Genomic DNA, 4,984 nt, shown 5'->3' with positions numbered 1-4,984 from the left:
TACTTGATGGTATACCTGCTCCAATAGCAGCCGCCTGGCGGCGATGCAGGAAGCGCTGTGCGCCGACATCGCCCCGATTGCCGAAGACCGCATGCTGGAACCCGACCTGCGCCTGCTGCTGGATCGTATCCGTGCACGCGCCTGGAGCCTGTATGACTGAACTCCGGCTCCCCAAAGAAAAAATCACGCTGGCCAACTCGCCATGGACAGGTGAAGTGGAACTGCAAATCCAGTTCTACGACATCGATCCGATGGAAGTGGTCTGGCACGGCCGCTATATCGAATATTTTGAAGCGGCCCGTTGCGCGCTGCTCGACAAGATCGACTACAACTACGGTGCGATGAAGGAATCCGGCTACATGTGGCCGATCATCGACCTGCAGGTGCGCTATTCCAATCCGGCCACCTTCCGCCAGCGCATCAAGGCGCGCGCCGCCATCGTCGAGTGGGAAAACCGGTTGAAGATGGAATACCTCGTCACCGACGCCGCCAGCGGACAACGCCTGACGCGCGGCGTCACCACGCAAGTGGCGGTGCAGATGGAAAAACGCGAGATGTGCTTCCTCAGTCCCCCGGTATTGTGGCAAAAGCTGGGCTTACCTTATCCGGAACCGACATGACTCTTACTCTCCGCAAATTGACTGCATGGGCCGCATTCGGCGTACTCACGGCAGGAAGCGCCATCGCCGAGGCTGCCGCGCCGGTCGCGCAAATCCAGGCGGCGCTGACCAAACCCGCCGTCATGTGCGGCCGCTTCGACCAGACCAAACAACTGACCGGCATCAAGAAGCCCCTGCTGTCGAACGGGCGCTTCTGCGTCGCCGCCGGCAAGGGCATTCTGTGGCAGACGCTGCAGCCGTTTCCAAGCACCCTGCGCATCACCCGCAACGCCATCGTGCAGATGCAGAACGGCCGCGTCGCCATGCGCCTCGACGCCCAGCAGGAGCCGGTCGTCAAGATGATCAACAACGTGCTGTTCTCGCTGCTGGCGGGCGACCTGAGCCAGCTCGACAAGCTCTTCGAACTGGACGGCGCCATCAGGAACGGCAACTGGAATGTCGCCCTCAAGGCGCGCGAACCGGGCCTGGCCAAAGCCATCGGCGATATCCGGCTCGAAGGCGGCGCCTTCGTCAACAAGGTGATCATGCAGGAAGCCTCGGGCGACCATACCGAGATCGTGTTCTCCGCCATCCAGACCGGCGACAAGGCCATGAGCGCGGAAGAAGGAGCGATGTTTGACTGAGCCGGCCGACCAGGACGCCGCCACCTCGGGCGTTCCGCCGCGCAAATCCTTGCGCGGTGCAGGACGCGGTCTGGCGCTGGCATGGCTGCTGGTGGTTGCCGTGCTGCTCGGTCACAACGCTTACCTGTGGCTGGTGCAGCGTGCCAGCCCCGACACCGACATCCTCGCCCTGCTGCCATCGTCGCGTCATGACGACGCCATGCAGCAAGCGTTCGTCCACATGGTCGACAGCGCCCAGCAAAAAGTTGTGGTCCTCATCGGTGACGCCGACTGGGACAAGGCGATGCAGGCCGCATCGGCCTATGAAACCGTCATCGGCAAACAGCCCGCGCTGCTGCAACCGCTGGCGGGCGACGCCGCACAATTGCAAGGCGACTGGCTGGCGAGTTTCGACCGGAGCCGCCTGATGTTGCTGACGCAGGAGCAACGCGACAAGCTGCGCAGCGACTCGCCGCAACAATGGGGCCAACTGGCGCTCGGTACGATGTACGGCGCTTTCGGCGGCCCCCGGCTGGGCGCGTGGCAGGATGATCCGTTCGGCCTGTTCAGCGGCTGGGTGCAGGCGCGTGCGCAAGAAACCCCGGTACGCCCACGCGACGGCCGCCTGTTCGTCGACAGCGGCGGCCGCTCGTATGTGTTGCTGCTGCTGAACTTGCAGCAGTCGGCGTTTTCGATCTCCGCCCAGCAGCAAGTCATTCCGCTCCTCGAGCAGGCCGGCCGGGCGGCGAAACAAGCCGTTCCCGACGCGGAGATCATCACTGCCGGCGTCATCCTCCATGCCGCAGCCGGCAGCAGCCAGGCCAGCAGCGAGATGACCACCATCGGCGCCGGCTCGCTGATCGGCATCGTGCTGCTGATGTGGCTGACGTTCCGCTCGCTCAAGCCGATCGCGCTGATTGCCCTGTCCATCGCCATCGGCTGTCTCGGCGCGTTGTCGGTCAGCTGGTTGCTGTTTGGCCGCCTGCACCTGCTTACGCTCGTGTTCGGCGCCAGCCTGGTGGGCATCGCCCAGGACTATGCGATCTATTTCCTGTGCGCGCGGCTCGGCACGGCAGCACAAACCGATTCCCGCGCGTTGCTGCGCCGCTTGCTGCCGGGCCTTGCGCTGATGCTGCTGGCGGCCGTCATCGGCTATCTCGGAATGGCGCTGACGCCCTTCCCAGGATTGCGCCAGATGGCGGTGTTTTCGGTGCTCGGATTATTGTTTGCCTGGCTCACCGTGATCCTGTGGTTTCCGGCGCTGATCCACGCCGGCACCTTGCGCAGCACCGCGCTGGCCGATCGTTACAGCCACAGCATCGGGCGCTGGCCGCGCTTCAGCGCCAGCCGCAACGGCTATCTTCTGCTGGCGACGCTTGCCGTCTTCATCGTGGCGGGACTGACGCGCCTGAACGTCAGCGACGACATCCGCGCGCTGCAAAAAACACCGCAACGCCTGCTCGACGATCAGATCAAACTCGGCAAGCTGCTCGACACGCCCAACCCGGCCCAGTTCTATCTGGTGCGCGGCGACACGCCCGAACAGGTCCTCCAGCGCGAGGAACAACTGAAGCAACGACTGCAAGACCTCATCGGCAAGAAACTGATCAGCGGCGTGCAGGCCGTCTCCAATTGGGTGCCGTCCCAACGGCAACAACAGGCCGATCGCGATCTGGTCGCCGCAACCCTGCTGGCGCCGCAAGGTCCGCTTGCCGCCATCGCGGCGGCCATCGATGAAAATTCGCTCTGGGTGCAAGACATGCGCCAACGCTTGCTGGCGCATGGCAAGCCGCTGCTGCCCCAGGCCTTCATCGACTCACCGGCGGGCCAGCCCTGGCGTCATCTGTGGCTGGGAAAGACCGGCGCGCAGTACGCCAGCATCGTGGCCGTGCGCGGCCTCAGCGACTATCGGCAGTTGCCGCTGCTGGCCGCTGCCGCAGCCCCGGCCGAGGGTGTGCAATGGGTCGACAAGGTGGCCGACATTTCTGCGGTGCTGCACTACTACCGCGAGTACATGACGTGGGCGTTGCTGGCAGCCTACTTCACCATTTTCCTGCTGCTCTCCTTGCGCTATCGCCGCGCCGCCTGGCGGGCGATTGCACCGCCGCTGCTGGCGACGCTGGCGACGCTGGCGCTGTTCGGCCTGACGGGGCAGCCGCTGCAACTTTTCCATGTGCTGGCTTGTCTGCTGCTGTTGGGACTTGGTGTCGACTACGGCATATTCCTGCAGGAACCGACGGATCGTCACCGCCGATTTTCGTGGCTGACGGTGGGCTTGTCGGCGATCAGCGCCCTGCTTTCGTTCGGACTGCTGGCCTTGAGCAGCAGCCCTCCCTTGCATGCATTCGGATTGACCATGCTGATCGGCATGGCCTTGGTCTGGCTCATCTCGCCGTGTTTTTCCGGCGCTGCTTCTCCCTCTACGAGCCCTTATGACGACAAACAATAGTATTGAACAACACGACATCCTCATCATCGGCGCCGGCCCGGCCGGTGCGGTAGCCGCCGCCTTGTTGCGTCGCCGCGGCCATCAGGTGCTGGTCATCGAGCGCGAGCAGTTTCCCCGCTTCTCCATCGGTGAAAGCCTGCTGCCGCAGAGCATGGCCTATCTGGAACAGGCCGGCATGTTGCAAGCGGTCGTGGAGCACGGTTTCCAGTTCAAGAATGGCGCATCCTTCGTCTGCGGCGAACGCCAGACCGCGTTCGACTTCCGCGACAAGCATTCGGCCGGATGGGGCACCACCTATCAGGTGCAGCGCGCCGATTTCGACCACCTGCTGGCGCAGCAAGCCGAACTCCAGGGCGCCGAAATACGTTATCGCCACAGCGTCACCGCAGTCGACCTGGCCGGTGAACGTCCCCGCACGCAGGTACGCGACGCCGATGGCCGCGAGTACACGATCGAATCCCGTTTCATCCTCGACGCCAGCGGCTTCGGCCGCGTGCTGCCGCGCCTGCTCGACCTGGAGCGGCCATCCGGATTCCCCCTGCGCGGCGCATGCTTCACGCACATCGCCGACGGCATCCGCGATCCGCAGTTCGATCGCAACAAGATTCGCATCACGGTGCATCCCGAACATCATGACGTCTGGTACTGGCTGATTCCCTTTGCCCAGGGGCGCTGCTCCATCGGCGTGGTGGCCGAATCATCCTTCCTGGCCGCCATCGACGGCGACGAAACGCACAAGCTGCGCACGCTGGTCATGCAAGACCCCGCCCTGCGCGCGCTGTTGCAGCACGCCGAATGGGATACGCCGGCGCGCGCCATTTCCGGCTATGCCGCCAACGTCACCTCGCTGTGGGGCAAGAACTTCGCGCTGCTCGGCAATGCCGGCGAATTCCTCGATCCGATCTTTTCGTCGGGTGTGACGATTGCATTGAAATCCGCCAGCCTGGCCACCGAGACCCTCGCGCGTATGCTCGCCGGCGAAAACGTGGACTGGGAAACCGACTACGCCGCCCCCCTGAAGAACGGCGTCAACACCTTCCGCACCTTCGTCGAATCCTGGTATGCCGGCGGTTTCCAGAAGGTCATCTTTCATGAGCAGCAAGAGCCGGCGATCCGCCGCATGATTTCGGCGATCCTGGCCGGCTACGCCTGGGATCTGAGCAATCCCTTCGTGAGCGAAAGCAAGCGTCGCCTGACCGCACTGGAAAGCATATGCGCCTGAATTTTCCGGCTTCATTCAGCGTCTTCACGGCTGCAACCGCCATGGCGATGCTGCTGTCCGGCTGTTCAACTACACCGGCCACACCGGCGTT

4 protein-coding genes are annotated in these 4,984 nt (G+C 63.8%); all 4 read left to right on the top strand.

The window, feature by feature from the left end:
• Positions 1–152 precede the first annotated feature (152 nt).
• The 4 genes from HLUSI_RS0121325 to HLUSI_RS0121310 are packed head-to-tail and all read left to right on the top strand — an operon-like array spanning position 153 to position 4,893.
• Entirely contained in the window at positions 153–620 is a 468-nt protein-coding gene (locus HLUSI_RS0121325) for an acyl-CoA thioesterase (RefSeq protein ID WP_016835883.1), read from the top strand.
• The gene (locus tag HLUSI_RS0121320; protein ID WP_040503756.1) at positions 617–1,243 is read left to right on the top strand and encodes an outer membrane lipoprotein carrier protein LolA; all 627 of its coding nucleotides are present in this window, start codon (positions 617–619) and stop codon (positions 1,241–1,243) included. The genes HLUSI_RS0121325 and HLUSI_RS0121320 overlap by 4 nt, the downstream gene beginning before the upstream one ends.
• Positions 1,236–3,671 carry an MMPL family transporter gene (locus tag HLUSI_RS0121315; protein ID WP_016835881.1) on the top strand — a complete coding sequence of 812 codons (2,436 nt, stop codon included), beginning with the start codon at positions 1,236–1,238 and terminating at the stop codon, positions 3,669–3,671. The genes HLUSI_RS0121320 and HLUSI_RS0121315 overlap by 8 nt, the downstream gene beginning before the upstream one ends.
• Complete coding sequence (locus HLUSI_RS0121310; protein ID WP_016835880.1) at positions 3,655–4,893, top strand: NAD(P)/FAD-dependent oxidoreductase; 1,239 nt, start codon at positions 3,655–3,657, stop codon at positions 4,891–4,893. Before HLUSI_RS0121315 ends, HLUSI_RS0121310 begins: the two co-directional genes overlap by 17 nt.
• Positions 4,894–4,984: the final 91 nt, after the last annotated feature.

Source organism: Herbaspirillum lusitanum P6-12, from assembly GCF_000256565.1.
In the GTDB taxonomy this organism is placed as follows: Bacteria; Pseudomonadota; Gammaproteobacteria; order Burkholderiales; family Burkholderiaceae_D; genus Herbaspirillum; species Herbaspirillum lusitanum.
The sequence above is the reverse complement of the archived record's forward strand: the minus strand, read 5'-3'. Positions and strand labels throughout refer to the sequence as shown.